Annotated in this window: 14 protein-coding genes; 6 read left to right on the forward strand and 8 right to left on the reverse strand. The window is 56.5% G+C overall.

Annotated features, from left to right (window positions below; translation table 11 throughout):
* Positions 1–19: 19 nt before the first annotated feature.
* The 3 genes from KGB28_RS26505 to KGB28_RS26515 are packed head-to-tail and all read right to left on the reverse strand — an operon-like array spanning position 20 to position 3,114.
* Complete coding sequence (locus tag KGB28_RS26505) at positions 20–862, reverse strand: carbohydrate ABC transporter permease (protein WP_223448510.1); 843 nt, start codon at positions 860–862, stop codon at positions 20–22.
* Entirely contained in the window at positions 859–1,818 is a 960-nt protein-coding gene (locus KGB28_RS26510) for a carbohydrate ABC transporter permease (protein WP_223448511.1), read from the reverse strand. Before KGB28_RS26510 ends, KGB28_RS26505 begins: the two co-directional genes overlap by 4 nt.
* 21 nt (positions 1,819–1,839) lie before the next feature.
* Positions 1,840–3,114 (reverse strand): ABC transporter substrate-binding protein, encoded by a 1,275-nt coding sequence (locus tag KGB28_RS26515; RefSeq protein WP_223448585.1) that lies wholly within the window; start codon positions 3,112–3,114, stop codon positions 1,840–1,842.
* Positions 3,115–3,281: 167 nt separating this feature from the next.
* Between KGB28_RS26515 and KGB28_RS26520 the strand changes: the two genes are divergently transcribed.
* Both KGB28_RS26520 and KGB28_RS26525 read left to right on the forward strand, forming a co-directional pair.
* Positions 3,282–4,847 (forward strand): carbohydrate porin, encoded by a 1,566-nt coding sequence (locus KGB28_RS26520; RefSeq protein ID WP_223448512.1) that lies wholly within the window; start codon positions 3,282–3,284, stop codon positions 4,845–4,847.
* A gap of 160 nt (positions 4,848–5,007) precedes the next feature.
* Positions 5,008–5,916: a carbohydrate kinase family protein gene (locus KGB28_RS26525; RefSeq protein WP_223448513.1), complete on the forward strand. Its 909-nt coding sequence runs from the start codon at positions 5,008–5,010 to the stop codon at positions 5,914–5,916.
* Between the two features lie 137 nt (positions 5,917–6,053).
* Here KGB28_RS26525 and KGB28_RS26530 read toward each other — a convergent pair whose 3' ends face one another.
* The 5 genes from KGB28_RS26530 to KGB28_RS26550 all read right to left on the reverse strand — a co-directional run bounded on the left by KGB28_RS26530 (position 6,054) and on the right by KGB28_RS26550 (position 10,339).
* The gene (locus KGB28_RS26530) at positions 6,054–6,308 is read right to left on the reverse strand and encodes a DUF1652 domain-containing protein (RefSeq protein WP_080932635.1); all 255 of its coding nucleotides are present in this window, start codon (positions 6,306–6,308) and stop codon (positions 6,054–6,056) included.
* 469 nt (positions 6,309–6,777) lie between these two features.
* Positions 6,778–7,971: an MFS transporter gene (locus KGB28_RS26535; protein WP_223448514.1), complete on the reverse strand. Its 1,194-nt coding sequence runs from the start codon at positions 7,969–7,971 to the stop codon at positions 6,778–6,780.
* 164 nt (positions 7,972–8,135) lie between these two features.
* The gene (locus KGB28_RS26540; RefSeq protein ID WP_223448586.1) at positions 8,136–8,678 is read right to left on the reverse strand and encodes a histidine phosphatase family protein; all 543 of its coding nucleotides are present in this window, start codon (positions 8,676–8,678) and stop codon (positions 8,136–8,138) included.
* A 170-nt stretch (positions 8,679–8,848) separates the two neighbouring features.
* On the reverse strand, positions 8,849–9,916 hold the full coding sequence (locus KGB28_RS26545; protein WP_223448515.1) for an SDR family oxidoreductase: 1,068 nt from the start codon (positions 9,914–9,916) through the stop codon (positions 8,849–8,851).
* A 3-nt stretch (positions 9,917–9,919) separates the two neighbouring features.
* Entirely contained in the window at positions 9,920–10,339 is a 420-nt protein-coding gene (locus KGB28_RS26550; protein WP_223448516.1) for an ester cyclase, read from the reverse strand.
* Between the two features lie 116 nt (positions 10,340–10,455).
* Between KGB28_RS26550 and KGB28_RS26555 the strand changes: the two genes are divergently transcribed.
* The 4 genes from KGB28_RS26555 to KGB28_RS26570 all read left to right on the forward strand — a co-directional run bounded on the left by KGB28_RS26555 (position 10,456) and on the right by KGB28_RS26570 (position 16,046).
* Positions 10,456–11,358, forward strand: a complete 903-nt coding sequence (locus tag KGB28_RS26555; protein ID WP_223448517.1) for a LysR family transcriptional regulator — start codon at positions 10,456–10,458, stop codon at positions 11,356–11,358.
* An 852-nt stretch (positions 11,359–12,210) separates the two neighbouring features.
* Positions 12,211–13,668, forward strand: coding sequence for a serralysin family metalloprotease (locus KGB28_RS26560; RefSeq protein ID WP_223448518.1), 1,458 nt, complete (start codon positions 12,211–12,213; stop codon positions 13,666–13,668).
* An 86-nt stretch (positions 13,669–13,754) separates the two neighbouring features.
* Entirely contained in the window at positions 13,755–14,159 is a 405-nt protein-coding gene (locus KGB28_RS26565) for an AprI/Inh family metalloprotease inhibitor (RefSeq protein WP_223448519.1), read from the forward strand.
* Between the two features lie 111 nt (positions 14,160–14,270).
* Entirely contained in the window at positions 14,271–16,046 is a 1,776-nt protein-coding gene (locus tag KGB28_RS26570) for a type I secretion system permease/ATPase (protein ID WP_223448520.1), read from the forward strand.
* Positions 16,047–16,052 lie beyond the last annotated feature (6 nt).

Raw genomic sequence — 16,052 nt, forward strand, 5'->3', positions numbered from 1 at the left:
TCCTTGTAGTTGTCGGGCATCAACCCTTTAACGCGCCGGCAGTGAGACCGGAAACGATTCGGCGCTGGAAGATCAGCACCAGAATCACCAGTGGGACGGTGACCACCACCGATGCGGCCATCAACAGCCCCCAAGGCAGCTCATGAGGACTCCCGCCGGAAATCAAGGCGATGGCGACCGGCACCGTGCGTTGCGTGTCGGTGAGGGTGAAGGTCAGGGCAAACAGGAACTCGTTCCACGCGGCGATGAAGGCCAATAAGCCAGTGGTGACCAGCGCGGGCCAGAGCAGCGGCAACAGCACTCGGGTCAGCGTGACCCAGGGGGACGCGCCATCCATGATTGCCGCTTCTTCCAGTTCATGGGGCAGTTGCCCCATGAACGTGGTCAGCACCCAGACGGTGAAGGGCAGGGTGAAAATCGTGTAGCTCAGGATCAACGCCCAGGACGTGTTGTACAGGCCCAGGGCGCGGATCACTTCGAACAGGCCAGACAGCACGGCGACCTGGGGAAACATCGACACGCCAAGAACCATCATCAACACCGTGCCACGTCCTCGGAACTTCACCCGGCCCAAGGCATAGGCGGCGGTCAGGCTAAGGAACAGCGCCAGCGTCACCACACACAGCGCCACCACCAGCGAATTACCGATAGCCCGCAGGAATGAGGCTTGGTGGAGTACCGCCGCGTAATTGGAGAAGTCGGGGCTTTCGATCCAGTAGCTCACCTCGAACAAGGCGCTGGATGGCTTCAGTGACGTCACGATGGCGTAGTAGAAAGGGAAAACCGCATACAGCAGCAATACCCCGATCAGGCACCAGAACCCGAGGCGCAGCAGTGCTTTTTTCAGTAGGCGCAGGTTCATGACCGGACCTCCAGTTGACGGCGTCCGAGGTAGAGATAAAGCATGGCGATGACCGCAACCACCAGAAACAGCAGCGTCGAGGCCGCGCTGCCGTAACCGACGTCCTGGAACTCCACCAGGTGCTGGCGGGCATACACCGACATGCTCATGGTGCTCGACGAGTTCGAGGTCAGCACATAGATCACGTCGAATACCCGCAGCGAGTCGAGGATGCGGAAGATCGCCGCCACCAGCAGTGCAGGCATCAGCAGGGGAAGGGTGACACGCCAGAACACTTTCAGCGGATGAATGCCATCGACCCTCGCGGCTTCGTAGCAATCGCTCGGCAACATCTGCAAGGCCGCCAGCATCAGCAGCGTGACAAACGGCACGGTCTTCCAGACGTCGACGAGGATCACCGCCCACATCGACAGGTCCGCATCGGCCGTCCAGGCCAGGGGCGCGTCAATCAGGCCGAGGCTCAGCATCATGTGATTGATGATGCCGAACTGGTCGTTAAGCATCCATGACCAGATCTTTGCCGAGACAATGGTCGGAATCGCCCAGGGAATCAGAATCATTGCACGCACAAGGGAACGGCCTGTGAACTTGATGTTCAGCAGCAACGCCACCAGCAGCCCCAGGACGACTTCCAGTCCCACCGACACCACGGTGAAATGCAACGTGTTGCGCACAGCGTTCCACCATTGTGGATCGACCAGGATGCCCGACCAGGTGGAACCGTTGTGGAACAGATAATTGCTCAAGCCTACGAAGGATCCGCCACTGGTGTCCGCCAGGTTGGCATCGGTCAGGCTGAACCAGAATGTCCGCAGTAGCGGCCAGGCCGCCACCAGGGCCAGACACAGCAACATCGGTGTCAAAAACAGCCAGGCGGCGCGTACTCGACGACGCTGCACAGGCGTTTCCCTGGTGAGCAGGAGCTCGTCACAGGGGGCAGTAGTAGAGACAGACATGGTGATTTCCTTCCTTGTGGCTTACCAGTTCCGGCGTTTGATGCGCGTGAGTTCGCTTTCCAGTTCGGCCAGCGCCTGATCGACAGGCAACTCGCCCGCCAGCACGCCATGCACTCGATCGAAGAACGCATTGGAGACACGTGGATAGCGATCGGCAGTGATGGAGGCGGGACGCATCACCCCATCGTTGAGAATGCTGTGCAGCTGAGCGTAATAAGGCATTGCCGCGAGCAGTTCGGGGTCTTGATACAGCGACTCGATAACCGGGTTGTAGGCGCCTATCAGGGCACGATGTTTTTGCTCTTGGGCACGGGTCAAGTAGCTCACCAGTTCTGCGGCAAGTTTTGGATGGGCGCTGTAACGCGATACCGCCAGGCCCCAGCCACCGAGGGTGGAGGCATGGCTGCCGGTCTCGCCGCCGCGGGGCAGGGGAGCGACCCCGACTTTGTCTTTTACGGCACTGTCCTGGCTTTGTACCAAAGCCCAGACATAAGGCCAGTTACGCATGAACAGCGCATTTCCCGATTGGAATACACCCCGGCCTTCTTCCTCGGTGTAATTGAGTACGCCCCGCGGGGAGATGTCTCCTACCCAACTTTTCGCCAGGGTCAAAGCCGTTCTTGAAGCCTGGCTGTTGACCACGATGTCACCTCGTGGATTGACCAGTCCGCCTTCCGGTTGGCTGCTGATCCACTCCAGTGCATTACACGTCAGGCCCTCGTAGGCGCGCCCCTGAAAGATGTAACCCCACGCATTGGGATTCCCGGCAGCTCGCTCGGCCTGTTGAATATTCCTGGCGGTAGCGGTCATTTCCTCCCACGTCTGGGGAACCTGCTGGTTGTACTTCTCGAGCAAGTCCTTGCGGTAATACAGCAGGCCTGAGTCGGTGAACCACGGCATCGTCACCAGCCGTCCGCTCACCGTGGCGTTATCGACCTGTGCCTGGAAGTAGCCTTGGGTCGCGTTGGCGGGAAGCGCCTCGCGCAGATCCAGCAGATGTTTGGCCAGCATCCCTGGCCACACCATATCGATCTGAATGATGTCGATGTCGGAGGACTGCGCACTGAGGATCTGTTGGTAGAACGACAACCTCTCGGTCGCCGAGTTAGGCGTGGAAACCACCTCGACGTGGTTGCCGGTCTGTTTCGACCATGCCTCGACAGCCTCCTTGCAGAGTTGTAATTCCGCACCCACGGCACCGCAGGAGATCGTCAAATCGGCTGCACTCGAGATGGACGGAAGCCCGGTGCAGAGGGTGAGTAGTGCTGCTGGAAGGAGAGATTTGAGCAGTTTCATAAAGCCCTCTTTATTTTTGTTTTTAGAAAAGTTAACGTTAACATCGCCAAATGTATCAGCGTATTTGCGATGAGGCATCTTTTTTTTCGTCGATTGCGACAATTCGCAACTCATGAAAAATCGCCGGTCGCGGGAACAAAACAATAAAAACAAAACAGGAAATCCACATGCAGAAAGCATCAAGCTGGCTACTCGCAGGCGTGCTCGGCACCTCGGCGGTAACCTCTCAGGCCGCGACTCTGGAAGAACGCATGGTCGCGTTTGAAGCCCGTGCCAGCGCCGCGGAGAAGCGTGCGGCCGCAGCCGAACAGCAAACCCAGGCACTCGCCAGGGAATTGCAGCAGATCAAACTCGCCACTGCTCCCTTGCAGCCCGCCGCGTCTACTGCGGCAGTAATTTCGGCGCCCGCTTTGGATACCCGACTGGCAAAACTCGAGGCCCGTCAGCAAAGCCTGGAGAAAGAGGGCAGTACCGGACACCTCACTGATGGGTTCAGCTTCAACGGCTACGCCCGCTCCGGATTGCTGATCAACGATCGGCTGGGGGGTGGTCGTGGCGGCCCTTATGAAACCCCTGCCGGTTCAGTCGGTGGTGCAGTCGGGCGACTCGGTAACGAGGACGACACCTACATGCGTATAGACCTGTCGAAAGAAATCTATGCGCAAAACGGCACCCGTTCCAAATTCACGGTCTCCATCGCCGACGGTGTGGAAAGTTCCAATGACTGGACGGCCGACGAAAGCAAACTGAACGTGCGCCAGGTATTCACAGCGCTTGACCATCTGGCTGCGTTCAAGGGCAATTCAGTGTTCGAGAACGCCACCCTGTGGGCAGGCAAGCGATTCGATAGAGATAATTTCGATATCCACTGGCTGGACTCGGACGTTGTCTATCTGGCCGGCACCGGGGGTGGAATCTACGATATGCAGATGAACAAGAATTGGCGTTCGAACTACTCTTTGATCGGGCGTAACTACGGGGATTTCAGTCAAGGCGATCTTAGTGCCGATGTGGAAAGCTACATCCTGACCTCCAACCAGTTCTTCGAGGATGGTCAGTGGCAGTGGATGTTCAATGCCATCGGCGCAAAGAAAAACGATTTCGCTACCCGAACCAATGCAGCGGGTTTGACACCTGCGGATTCCGGCTTGCACAGCATGCTGGCCAATCACCAGAAAAACTTTTTCGGCAGGGAAGGCTTCTTCAAAACGGCGCTGCTCTATGGGCAAGGTCTGGGAGCCGAGGTCAAGAACATCGGCTCGGATGGCGAACTCATCGACGATGCCCGCGCTCTGCGTCTGGCACTTTACGGTGAGACACCCCTTGCGCCTGACTGGCGCATCGGGCCCAGCTTGCTGGCCGAACAGAGCAAGGATAGATACGTCAAGGGTGACGACTACCGCTGGCTGACCCTGAACGTGCGTTTAGCCAATGAAATCAACAGCAATTTCGAGATGGCCTACGAAATAAGCTGGCAAACCATGAACCTCGACCCGAAGGGCTATCTACAACGTAATGCGGTCGACGGTAACTTTTGGAAATTCACTGTCGCCCCGACATTCAAACCCGAGGTTGGAGATCTTCTTACCCGTCCCGAATTGCGAGTGTTCGCAAGCTTCATGAACTGGTCTTCGGATCTGGACGGATTCAGTACCACAGACTCCTTTGGCATGACGGACTTCAAAGCCGGAGGTGTATGGCAATACGGTATACAAATGGAAACCTGGTTTTAATACTTGAACGCGTCCGGCCAACATCTGCTTTGCGGTTGGCTATGAGAACTTCTCTAACTTCAACAAACCCTGCCGTTCATCGAAGCGCATTGAGTAAGTGATTGCCGGTCGAAGCTGATCAGCCAGCAGTTCCCTTTGACAAAATATTGAGGAAATGACGATGGTATTGCCTCGCGCAATAGTGTTTGGCGAAGCCCTGACCGATCTTGTCCAAGGCACTCCTGGACAGTGGAAGGGCTACCCGGGTGGTGCTCCCTGGAACGTTGCACGAGCGCTAAGTCGCTTGGGTGTCAGCAGTGCTTTTGCCGGGTCGGTGAGCATGGATTCACTGGGTGACGAGATAGTTTCGCAGTCGGAAGCAGCAGCAATGGATATGAGGTTTATCCAACGGGTAGACCGAGATCCTTTGGTTGCCATCGTTCCATCGAGCCGTCCTCCAAGATACTTTTTTGCTGGAGATGCCGATCTGTTTTTTGATCCGGATCTGATGCCCGAAGGATGGATCAACCAAGCAGAGCTGTGTCATTTCAGCTGCATCAGTTTGGCTCGACAGCCACTCGCAGACAAGCTGGTTAAAATTGCTCAGCAGGCCAAAAAAGCCGGTAAACGGATTAGCTATGATCCGAACTGGCGCAATTTAATGGATAGCCATTATCGGGAGCAGACCTTCCCTACGATGACCACCCTTGCTGACATGATTAAGCTTTCCGATGAAGACCTTCGGCAAATTTATCCAGGGCTGACAGAACACCAGGCAATGGATGAACTTCGCGCTCTTAATCCTCAGGCGCAGATCCTTTTTACCCGAGGAGAACACGGGATGATTCTCCACACCCCGGACAGCCAACTCGATCAGCCGGCGATTGCCGTGAAGGTGGAAGACACGGTTGGAGCAGGAGACGCTTGTATGGCTGGTTGGCTGGCTGCGCAGTTGCTGGGGATCGTGGACTTGAGAGAGCGCCTGCAATTTTCAGCGGCTTGCGCATCCATATCTTGCCGCCATGCCGGAGCCCATGCTCCAGCGCTAGCTGATGTGGAAGGTTTGCTGCAGCTGCTAAAACATACTTGACCATGGTTGCCGACGCCGAGGAGTTGTCTAAGTAAAAAGACGCGGCGCCAACCCTGGCCACAAGCGTTGCTGAGCTCGCAAGCTCTCCAAAAAAAACCAGGCAAGTTCAGGTAGCGATCAAGTCGGGGTTCTGGGGCTCAATGATTACGCACGAGCGAAAGTTGCTCGGTATGTGCGTTGAGATCATTGCGCAGGTTGGCGAGCATACACTCTATTGCACGATTGCTGTTGAGCTCGGAACAGGAGATGCCGGTAGAGAAAAGGTCTATCCGGCCAGTCTCTGGACTGTAGATACGAACAGTAAGACAGTTGTCAGATGAAACTGAGCATGCGCAATACATCGGGAGAAAGCTTCTCTCGACCAGGTATCGAAGCTCTAGACTGGAAAGCATGGTGGCTACCCTCAACAGGAGCCAACCAAGAGACTCATGCTATAGCGCGTAAAATCAGGAGCGTGTAACGATTGCACGCTAGATCACCTTACCCTTGACCTTGGCGGAGAAGGTTACTTTTCAGTCTATGCTTTATCCAGCATCGACCGTTAGATCGTTTGGCAGCAGCCTGCAATCGGCTAGACAGAATCATCAGGGGTGCAATATGCGCTTGATCACACCCTCGCCGGGCTTTTCATATATGCCCTGTCACACCCTCGTCACATCCACCCAGCATGATGCAGTCAGCCAAAGGGATTTGGCCCATCTACAGAGAGCCCGGCCTAGTGCCGGGCTTTTTCATTCCACACCCTCACACAAAGGAGGCGTCAGCAAGTTGAACAAGGTGCGCTCGCCATCGCCACTGCGCAAAACCGGTTATCCAGCGTGAATCGAATCATGGTCCGGAGGCTAAGCCAGTCCCGCGGAACTAGCTTGTGCGTTCCTGAGTTGAATACCTGACGCGATGCTCGCTCAACATCAACGTCGCTATGGCAACCAGCACAGGTACAAAGGCAAGCGCACAGATAACGGTCCAACCGTATCGATTCAATATACCTCCCGATGCAAACGAGCCGAGTACCATGGCGCCAAAGACAATGAAATCATTGAGCGCCTGGACACTGTTTCTTTCGCTTGTTTTATGGCTCTGAAGGACGAGCGCAGAGGCGCCGACAAAACCGAAATTCCAACCAATCCCTAGAAGCACTAAACATAGATAAAAGTGGTAGGACTGCACACCGGCAAGCCCGACAGCAACAGAAGTGCCGGTTAACATCAACCCCATCAACACAACGCGGTTTGCCCCAAAACGGTGGATCAGATTTCCAGTGAAAAAACTGGGTGCGTACATTGCAATTACGTGCCACTGCAATGCCAGATTCGATGATTCCAGTGAAAGATCCTCATGCTTCATCGCTAGTGGGGCCGAAGTCATCAGGAAATTCATCAAGGTGTAAGTTATGACGCCACAGAGCATGGCGTTGATGAGTCGAGGCTGCCGAACAATCACCGCAAGCGGGCGACCTGGAGTACGAACAGCCGCCTCATGGCGTGGCAAATTGATACCTAGTAGCACCGCCGCCGAAACCACTGCCATTAATGCGGCCGCAACGTAAGTGGCGATAAACAGGTGTGACTCCCATAGGTCCATCGTATAGGTGACCGTCTGTGGGCCTAGTACACCCGCCACTAGCCCGGCAGCCATGACGATTGAAAGCGCCCAGGGCTGCCTGTTTTCTGGAACGCATTCTGCGGCGGCGAAACGAAACGTCAGCACCACAGCGGCATAAGCGCCACCAAATAGCATCGCAGTACAGAAAATGAAGAAGGAAGACAAATAAATGCCAATCGCAGCCAGCACTCCCATCAGGATGCCGCACAAGGCTCCCAGCATAAACACGAGACTGCGCCCATAGCGCTGCGCAATGGCACCGGCAGGTAGCGTGCAGCTCGCCATGCCCACGACAAAAATGGAGATAGGCAGCGTCGCCAATGCTTTATCCGGTGCAAGCATGTCTCCCACGATAGCGCCGGTTGCATAGACGATGACTGAGTTACCACCCGCCAATGCCTGGGCGGTTGCCAGTCGAAAAATGTTGCTGTTCCCAGATGTGGCTGACACGACTTCTCTCCCTTGAATGAATCGTCCCTTAATGCAGCTGCAGCGTGCCGATTATCAATGAACACTAACGACCGCGCTGCCCCTTACGATATCCAAGCGCCGGTACCGGCGCACGTCATCGATGCTACATTTAGCAGGCATCTCTGCCGACCAGTTGGCGCCTCTTACACACCGTCGTACTGATACACGGTCGCACTCCAATACTGGCTGCCGTTACGTTTTTGGCGAGCCCATCCGTCTGCCACCAGTTGATTGGCGATCATTCGATTCATAAAGCCATGACCGAGCAGCAGAACCGGTCCATCGCTGGCAAGGGACTGTAATCGTTTGGCTGCCGTGCTGGCGCGCATCCTCGCGGTGCCGGCGGATTCGACGTTGCGTGAGTAACCGCACAACCATAAGACTCGAAGGATAAATGCCCAGGTAAACGGCGATAGCCGTGGCAGTTTCCAATGACCACAAGGTAGTTGTGCTTCGCAGAAAAGTGCGTCTACCAGTGCAGGCTTCAGGCCGAGCGCCTGGACGGAGGTCAGCGCACGAGGCGCGCTGCTTGAAACAATCACCGTGGCGGTTGCGGCGAGTTGCATACTGGCATGCGGGACCGGGTGGTGGGTAATTTCGGATCGGTCGTATTGCTCGATCCAGTCATTCATCTCGAGCGCTGAGATTTTGTCGGTTGCGGCCAGTTTTGGCTGGCCGTGACGCATCAGGATGATTTCCCTGTTCACCATTTTACGTCCTTGTTCTGGTGTGTGGTAAATGACCAGCAAGTGCGGTTTCGGGAGCTCAAGGTACGCCTCGCGTACCCGCATAAAACCGCACAATGAGGCTCGAGATTATCGGCTTTGGGACTGGATGGTAATCCCGTCTGCGAAAGTCAGTTGTCGACCATGACCGATGAGCTTTTTTTCTTCGAGGCGCGCGCACTGTGCTTTTCAAACCAGCCGTGATCGCGGTACCACGCCACGGTGTCAGTGATTGTCAGCTCTAGCGCCCGGAAACTCAGGCCAAGCTCCTGTTCACTCTTGCGGTGGTTGAAACAGGTGCGGTCCTCTTCTCGTATCAACAGGCGCAAGGTGGCCATGCTCAGCAGAATGGGCTTGCCGGTCAGGCGCGCATAGATCTCCTGCACAGTTGCCAAGGTGTATAGAACGGGCAGCGGTAGTTGTCGAACGGGCGTCTTGACGCCCGCGATACGTCCTAGAACAGGGACCAGCTGACGCATCGTCATATGCCGACCCGCCGCGAGATAGCGCTCACCTCGTCGGCCCTGTTGGGCGGCAGCAATCAGCGCCCCTGCCACATCACGGGCATCGACAACGGAGAAGGTGCCAGGGATCAGCCCGGGCAACTTGCCGTTCACGACATCGTTGACCAATTGTCCCGAGGAGGTCGGGCCAATGTCGGCAGGGCCCCACATCCAACCGGGCAGGACCATGCAGGCATGCATCTCGGGATGTGCTTCCAGGAACGACAAGACGACACGGTCGGCGAGGATCTTGCTGCGGTAGTAGTCATCCGCGTCGGCGTCGGCCCGCAGGCATGTCTCATCGATGGACATACCAGGTGCGCCGTCGAGCACGGCAATGGAAGACGTATGGACGAACCGTCGTATACCGGCGCGGTAGGCCTGGTTAAGCAGGCGCCGCGTACCAGACACATTGATCTTTTCGAGTTCTTTCCAGTGCCTGCCACCCTTGTAGTTGTCGCGAAAGAACGCCGCGGTGTGAAACACCGTATCGCAACCTTGCAGCGATGCTGCGAATGCGTCGACATCGGCCATGTCACCCACGACCAGCTCCACACCCGGCAGATTGTTGAACTGCTGTTCACCTTTGGCTCTTGAGCGGACCAGGCCTTTGACCGTGTAGCCACGAGCGACCAATTCACGCACCAGGTTGTTGCCCAGCAAGCCGGTTGCTCCAGTAACAAATGCGCTGCGCATGGCTCAACCCTCACCCTGTTCGGCTAACGGCATCAACACCGCACTGTCGAAGAAGGCCTCTTCACGGATGGCCAGTCCGTTTCTGAAGGTGAAGTGTGCGGCGTAGTGCACGGTAATGTGGCGTCCATGAGGTGCAATCACCCGGCCTGGCAGCACCAAGGGGGCGGCGAAGGTGCCAGTCAGTTTGGCAGTTAGCGCCAAAAGATCGCCAGCGACCATGAATGGGGTGAAGGTCACTTGGGCATCAGGGAACGCATAGAACAGCGCAGTCTCTCGTTTGCGCATGGATTCGCGACCGGTTTGAATCCCCATACCATCGAGGTAGATGAAGTCTTCGCAAACCAACGCAAGCATCGCCTCCACATCACGGCGATTGAAGGCTCTTGAGGCGCGTTCCGCATAGTCGTTGGGGCCAGTAGTCATACAATCCATTCCATTCGTTTCGAGGGCCTGTAGATATACCTTTGAGGCCTCCCCCGAAAAACAGCGACTACTGCATAATGGATTTGCACATATGCAGACCAGGGAGGACAGGACGCATGGCGTTGCAAGCAAATTGGGACGATCTTCGTCTGCTGTTGGCAGTCTCGCGGCGTGGCAGCTTCCTCCAAGCTGGCCAGTTGCTGGGTATCGCGGCGTCTACCGTGTCCCGCCGCCTGACCCAACTTGAGGTCGCACTGGGCGAGCCACTCGTCGAGCGGGGCGTTGAAGGATGCTGGTTGACCTCACGGGGCCAATCCCTCGTGGAAGTTGCCCTGGCTGCGGAAGCTGGCTTGAGGCGTCAAACCACTGCTGGCATATCCGAGCTACACACAGAGCTGTCTGGCAGTGTCCTGGTCAGTGCAGGAGAGGGGTTCTCGTCTTGTGTGCTGGAGGCCGCGAGTCGCTTCACTTCTCTGCACCCGCGTTGCTCGGTGGAGCTGATGGTAACAGCCGACTTTCACAAGATCGTCCGCGGCGTGGCAGACATTGCTGTACGTACAGCTCATCTGGGTGAGCCCTCGCTGATTTATCGACCAATAGGCCGGCTCGCCTACGGTGTCTTCGCTGATGCAGATTATCTGAAGCGGTTTCCAGGGGTGACCCAGGCCACGGCGGTCAATGTTGCCTTGCTTCCCCCGCTGGACATGTTGCCGCAAATGCGTGCGGCAAAGGCCGGTGGTCTGGACCGCGCGCAGATCAGCGTGAACTCGTTCGCCGTGCAGCTCGAATCGGTGAGGCGAGGTATGGGGGTGGCTGTACTGCCCCGTATATTGGCGAAGGATCTGATCGGGTTGTTCCCGGATCTCCACCTTCCAGATATGGAGGTCTATCTGGTGACCCGGCCACAGGCATTAAAGCAGGCTCACATCAAATGTTTTTTTGCCATCCTGGAGCAAGTGCTGCTCGAAGCCCTATCCCTAGAAAATGTTGAAGGTTACCTCTTAGGGGGCGACCCGTGAGTATCGGAAGAATAACGATCTCTACCGCGTACGGGTCACCGTGCTCGGGCATCTATGGCAATTCGAAGGAAGACGCATTTTATCCAATTTGTTTCGTGGATGAGCAGCATCTGGGCTTGAGGGAGCACAAACTGAAAAGCGTAACTCGACTCTCCTTCACTCCTCAAAGGGGCTGCGTCTTGACGGCGGGAAAATCCATCGGGTGTGCGTAAGCTCATAAACCGTCAATAGCCATTGAGGGCAAAAACCGTTGAATCCTGAGGAAAAGATCCAGGAAGAGCGCACGCCGATCTTGAGAAGCGGCTTTTTGCCCGTTTTGGCAGTGAGCCAATCGGGCGGCTAACGTCGTTCCATGTTCGAGGACTAGTCGCTACAGTCTTCGCCGCGTGCGACTTGGTGCGCATTGGGTGTAATGCAGTGTAAGGCAGTGCGCAAAACCCGCCACATCCAAGGCGAAATGAGGGGTTCGCAAGGCGTTGGATAGAACACCGCCGAGATAACTCACTAAACGTTTAATCCAATGAAAAGAGTGTGCGGGCACATCTATGAATAAACGTGAGAAGTGTGAAGGAGTCTACAAAATAAACTTACCATTATTTAATAATTAAATTGTCGATTGTCAGACAATTATTCCGGTCCGCCTATTTTTTAGATAACAGCGACTACAGCACACCTATTGTTTTCGGGCATTTGCTTGGGTAACACAATTTGACGTCAAAAAAGTAGTAGACGTTTGATTTCGAATTGTGTCAGTTTTCTTTCGCCTTCAATGGGCGAGTGATAGGGCGATCTCGCCAGAGATTGTCGCGATCTGACAAAAACTGTTCCATAGCTAAACAAGGAAGTGTGTTTATGTCGAAAGTAAAAGTCCACGCTATTGATTCCGCCGAACAGGCATTCCAGCCATTGCAAGCATTGGCTGTAGCCAGTTCTGCATTCAACCAGATCAATAGCTTCAGCCATCAATATGATCGGGGTGGCAACCTCACGGTCAATGGCAAACCCTCGTTCTCCGTTGACCAGGCCGCCACCCAATTGCTGCGCGACGGTGCTGCCTACCAGGACAAGGACGGCAGCGGCAAAATCGAACTCACCTATACGTTCCTGACCTCGGCCTCGTCGAGCACCCTGTACAAGCACGGGATTACCGGGTTCAGTCAGTTCAGCGCGCAACAAAAAGCCCAGGCTGTGCTCGCCATGCAATCCTGGGCCGACGTGGCCAATGTCACCTTCACTGACAAGACTGCCGGCGGCGACGGTCACATGACCTTCGGTAACTACAGCGGCGGCCAGGATGGCGCAGCGGCGTTTGCTTACCTGCCTGGCACGGGCGCCGGTTATGACGGAACTTCCTGGTACCTGATCAACAGCAGCTACACGCCCAACAAGACCCCGGACCTGAATAACTATGGCCGGCAAACCCTGACCCACGAAATCGGTCACTCCCTGGGCCTGGCCCACCCTGGCGACTACAACGCCGGCGAAGGCGCGCAGACCTACAACGACGCGTCCTACGGGCAAGACACCCGCGGCTACAGCGTCATGAGCTACTGGAGTGAAAGTAATACCAGCCAGAACTTCAGCAAGGGTGGCGTCGAAGCCTATTCGTCCGGCCCGCTGATGGACGATATCGCAGCCATTCAGAAGCTCTATGGCGCCAACACCACGCTCCGTACCGGCGACACCACCTACGGCTTCAATTCCAACGCCGGACGCGACTTCCTCGGCGCGTCTTCATCGTCGGATAAAGTGGTGTTCTCGGTGTGGGATGCGAGCGGCAAGGACACTCTGGATTTCTCCGGTTTCACCCAGAACCAGAAGATCAACCTCAATGAGGCCTCGTTCTCCGACGTTGGTGGCATGGTGGGTAACGTCTCCATTGCCAAGGGCGTCACTGTCGAGAACGCTATCGGCGGTTCGGGCAGCGACCTGCTGATCGGCAACAACGTGTCCAACGAGCTGAAGGGCGGTGCCGGCAACGACATCCTTTACGGCGCTGGTGGTGCGGACAAATTGTGGGGCGGCGTCGGCTCGGACACTTTCGTGTTCGCGGCCAGCAGCGACTCGAAACCCGGTGCGGTAGACCAGATACTCGATTTTGTCAGCGGCCTGGACAAGATCGACGTGACCGGCATCACCAACGGCGCAGGCCTGCACGTTGTCAGTGCATTCACCGGTGCGGCAGGCGATGCGGTGTTGAGCAATTCGGGCGGTAACAGCCTGTTGTCGGTGGACTTCTCCGGGCATGGCGTGGCTGACTTCCTGGTCAGCACCGTGGGCCAGGCGGCGTACTCGGACATCGTGGCGTGATGTGACGTGAGAAAGGAGGACGGCGCTTCATGCGCCGCCCTCTGTCCTCGCGGCGAACAAAGCTACGGTGGGGAGTAAAACGTCCTATGACGCAACGCGTCTTTACCTGCAAAAAAAGCGTATGGCTATCGGCGACGCTGATGATGTTTTTTGGAGATGTCAACATGGCAAACAGCCTGAAATTAGCGGACCCGTCGGAACTCGCCGGAAAATGGCAAGTCCGGGAAGGCTCGTCCGCGTTGTTGCAGGACCGACAGCCAAATGGTTGCCTGATTGAATTGAAACTGGACCAGACGCTGGGCGGGCAACTCGATTGTATGGTGCGCTGGCTGGGTCAGGCTCCCTCCGGCTGGTTTCCCGAGCCGGACGGGATTGCGTTGACCAACCATGAAGGTTCGAAAACAGCATTTTTCAGTCGACAGAAGAGTGAGTTTTATAAGCTGACATTGCCTGTTGGATTCAATGTGTCGCTGCAGCGAGCGCCAGAGTAAAAGCATCAGGTCAAGTTGGCGGCCCAATGCCTCTATCTAAAAAGCGGGTCTGTTCGTTTAACGAATGGCGTAATGGGTTGTGCCTGTGAGTAATCAACTCAAGGAAGTTTAATGAAGATGGCGAAGACCACTCCTGCTGCACCTCTAGTTCGAGCGCTGGGTGATTACAAGGGTATTTTGATTAGCGTCGCCAGTTTCACCGCACTGATCAATATTCTGATGCTAGTGCCCTCTATTTACATGCTCCAGGTCTATGATCGGGTCTTGTCTTCGCAAAATGAAACGACATTGGCCATGTTGTCGCTGATGGTTGTCGGGTTCTTTGCCTTTATCGGTTTGCTGGAAGTTATTCGCAGCTTTATCGTCATCCGTATTGGCAGTCAGTTGGAGCGGCGCTTCAACCTGCGGGTCTATCAGGCGGCTTTCGAACGTAATCTGTTCAAGGGCGAGGGTAACGCCGGGCAGGCATTGGGCGACCTGACGCACATTCGTCAGTTTGTCACCGGCCCGGCGTTGTTTGCCTTCTTCGATGCGCCTTGGTTTCCGGTCTACCTGTTCGTGATCTATCTGTTCAACGTCTGGCTCGGGATCTTTGCCACGGCGGGTGCGGTGCTGCTGATCGGGCTGGCCTGGCTCAATGAGGCGATGACCAAAAATCCCTTGGGCGAAGCGGCGGGTTTTTCCCAGAAGTCCAGCCAACTGGCCACCAGTCACCTGCATAACGCCGAAACCATCCAGGCCATGGGCATGCTGGGGGCTTTGCGCAACCGCTGGTTCCAGGTGCATTCAGGTTTCCTCGGCCTGCAGAACCAGGCCAGTGACACTGGTGCCGTTATCAGCTCCTTGAGCAAAACCCTGCGCCTGTGTCTGCAATCCCTGGTACTGGGCCTTGGCGCCTTGCTGGTGATCAAGGGCGACATGACTGCCGGGATGATGATCGCAGGTTCCATCCTGATGGGCCGCGTCCTGAGCCCCATCGATCAGTTGATCGCCGTGTGGAAACAGTGGAGCGGCGCCAAGCTCGCTTACCGCCGTCTCGATGCCTTGTTGCAAGCGTTTCCACCGAGTGACGAAGCCATGGCGCTGCCTGCCCCGAAGGGCCAGATCAGCTTCGAACAAGTCAGCGCCGGTCCTCCGGGGCAACGTGCGGCAACCTTGCATATGGTCAATTTCAGCCTTGCTGCGGGGGAGGTGCTGGGCGTGCTCGGCGCTTCGGGTTGCGGCAAGTCGACATTGGCCCGGGTGCTGGTCGGTGTCTGGCCGACCCTCGGCGGTACGGTGCGGCTCGACGGTGCGGATATCCATCGCTGGAACCGCGACGACCTCGGTCCCTACATCGGGTACCTGCCACAGGACATCGAATTGTTCAGCGGCAGCATCGCGCAAAACATCGCGCGGTTCCGCGAAGCCGATGCACATAAAGTCGTTGAAGCTGCGCAGCAGGCCGGCGTGCATGAACTGATCCTGCGTTTGCCCCAGGGCTACGACACCGTACTCGGCGAGGACGGCAGTGGTTTGTCCGGTGGGCAGAAACAACGCGTGGCGCTGGCCCGTGCGCTGTATGGCCAACCGAGCCTGGTGGTGCTGGATGAACCGAACTCCAACCTCGACACCGTGGGCGAAGCGGCCCTGGCCGGTGCGATCGCACAAATGAAGGCCCAGGGCACCAGCGTGATTCTGGTCACCCATCGCTCCTGCGCGCTGGCCCAGGCCGACAAGCTGCTGGTGCTCAATGACGGCCGCTTGCAGGCATTCGGCCCGAGCCAGGAGGTACTCAAGGCACTTTCCGCCGCCCAGGAACAGCAACGTGAAAAAGCTCCACAGACACCGGGCGGGCTCAGCATGAGCCGGCAGTATCAGCCCACGACAAGGAACTCGGGTGTATGAGCCGCG

The organism is Pseudomonas sp. BF-R-19 (assembly GCF_019956445.1).
GTDB lineage: Bacteria > Pseudomonadota > Gammaproteobacteria > Pseudomonadales > Pseudomonadaceae > Aquipseudomonas > Aquipseudomonas fluorescens_BH.